Origin of the sequence: Novosphingobium indicum (genome assembly GCF_014645195.1) — a bacterium.
GTDB lineage: Bacteria > Pseudomonadota > Alphaproteobacteria > Sphingomonadales > Sphingomonadaceae > Novosphingobium > Novosphingobium indicum.
Genome location: NZ_BMLK01000082.1, coordinates 1 through 2010, shown reverse-complemented (window position 1 = coordinate 2010; position 2010 = coordinate 1). Strand labels below are relative to the sequence as shown.

At 55.2% G+C, this 2010-nt stretch carries 3 protein-coding genes; 1 reads left to right on the top strand and 2 read right to left on the bottom strand.

The genetic code is table 11. From position 1 onward, the window contains the following. Positions 1-471, top strand: a 471-nt coding sequence (locus IEX64_RS24185; protein WP_188824016.1) for an acyl-CoA dehydrogenase family protein, incomplete at its 5' end; no start/stop codon positions are given. 94 nt (positions 472-565) lie between these two features. On the opposite strand, the gene IEX64_RS24180 is transcribed toward IEX64_RS24185, so the two are convergent. Together IEX64_RS24180 and IEX64_RS24175 are read right to left on the bottom strand one after the other, a co-directional pair. Then, positions 566-1750 carry an acyl-CoA dehydrogenase gene (locus tag IEX64_RS24180; protein WP_066762465.1) on the bottom strand — a complete coding sequence of 395 codons (1185 nt, stop codon included), beginning with the start codon at positions 1748-1750 and terminating at the stop codon, positions 566-568. A gap of 12 nt (positions 1751-1762) precedes the next feature. Continuing rightward, positions 1763-2010, bottom strand: a 248-nt coding sequence (locus tag IEX64_RS24175; RefSeq protein WP_229710735.1) for a hypothetical protein, incomplete at its 5' end; no start/stop codon positions are given.

Here is a 2010-nt window from a genome sequence, read left to right as displayed (position 1 = left end):
GGCAAGGGCTTTCATTGCATCCTTTCGGGCATGAATGCGGAAAGAGTTCTTATTGCTGCCGAATGCGTCGGTGATGCAAAATGGTTTACCCGAAAATCCATTGCTTATGCCAATCAACGGGTGGTTTTCGATCGCCCCATTGGCATGAATCAGGGCGTCTCTTTCCCGATCGCGCGAGCCCACGCAAATATGCGCGCTGCCGAGCTCATGGTCCATGAGGCCGCGCGCCTTTACGAAGCGGGGCTTGAACATGGACCCGAGGCGAACATGGCAAAAATGCTTGCCGCGGACGTAGCAGTCGAAGCGGGCAACGCCTGCATCCAGACATATGGCGGATATGGCTTTGCTGAGGAATACGACATCGAACGGAAATTTCGAGAGGCCCGCCTTTATCAGGTGGCACCTGTTTCGACCAATCTCATATTGTCATTCATCGCAGAGCATGTCCTGAAACTACCGCGAAGCTATTGAGGCGGCCACCACGCTCCGTCGTTTCCGCTCACTCGACACAACGATTGTTGCTGCGACCAGGCAGCGCAACACTGAAGAAGAAAGGTGGCCTGCCCTAGAATGCGGCAATGCCAGTGAGTGCTCGACCAAGGATGAGCGCGTGCACATCGTGCGTGCCTTCATAGGTGTTGACGGTTTCCAGATTCACCATGTGCCGCATGACTTGATATTCATCGCTGATGCCATTACCGCCGTGCATGTCTCGGGCATGGCGCGCAATATCAAGCGATTTTCCGACATTGTTACGCTTGACGAGAGAGACCATCTCCGGCGCGAACCTGCCTTCATCCATTAGGCGGCCGACACGCAATGAGGCTTGCAACCCTAGCGCAATGTCTGTTTGCATATCGGCGAGCTTCTTTTGATAGAGTTGGTTGGAGGCAAGCGGCTTTCCAAACTGGTGCCGATCAAGCCCATATTGGCGGGCTGCGTGCATGCAATATTCTGCTGCGCCGAGCGCTCCCCAACTGATCCCATAGCGTGCGCGGTTTAGGCAATCGAAGGGGCCCTTGAGACCCTGGACCCCGGGGAGCAAGGCTTCTTCGTCAACCTCAACCTCATCCATCACGATCATGCCGGTGGTCGAGGCGCGCAGGCTGAGCTTGCCCTTGATCTTGGGAGCGGAAAGCCCCTTCAGGCCCTTTTCAAGCACGAAGCCGCAAATGGCCCCATCATGTGCTTCGCTCTTTGCCCAGACGACAAAGACGTCGGCGAAAGGAGCATTCGAAATCCATGTTTTGATGCCGGAAAGGACATAGCCACCATCAATCCTCTTCGCGATTGTGCGCATGCCCGCAGGATCAGATCCCGCATCAGGTTCTGTCAGGCCGAAGCAGCCGATCAGCGAGCCTGCGGCTAGGCCAGGCAGATATTTAAACCGCTGTTCCTCCGAGCCGAAAGCAAAAATCGGATACATGACGAGCGAGCTTTGCACCGATGCCATTGACCGATAGCCCGAATCCACGCGCTCAATCTCGCGCGCGATCAGACCGTAGGAGACATAGCCAGCTCCAGCACCGCCATAAGACTGTGGGATCGTCGCTCCAAGCAAGCCGGCTTGTCCCATGAGTGGAAACAACTCTGCTGCATCCAGCTCTTCGCGGAAGGCATTGATGACCCGGGGCTGAAGTTCGCCTTGCGCGAAGCCATGAGCCGCATCACGCACCATTCGTTCTTCTTCAGTCAGTTGATCGTCAAAGTTGAAGGGATCGCTCCAATCAAACCGTGCCATCTCGATCATAAATTCCACTCGTCATATGATATCATTCGGTTCAGATGCAGTAATGGCGAGGAGTTCTTCAAGCGTTACCGCGAACCTTGTGAGTTGGACAAATCCCGAAAGTGAAACAATCCACGCAAATACCCGCATGCGGTTGTAGCGAGCTGAAATTCCCCCGAAGGCTACCCTGCCGAGCATAAGGCCAACCGGGCCAGCGAGGAAAACTGGACTGAAAGCGCTTTTGTCGAGCAGCGAAGCGGAATCGAACACCAGCGCAATGA

Coding starts and splice junctions, on each gene's coding strand:
- IEX64_RS24180 (WP_066762465.1), bottom strand. CDS start 1,750: ATGATCGAGATGGCACGGTTTGATTGGAGCGATCCCTTCAACTTTGAC.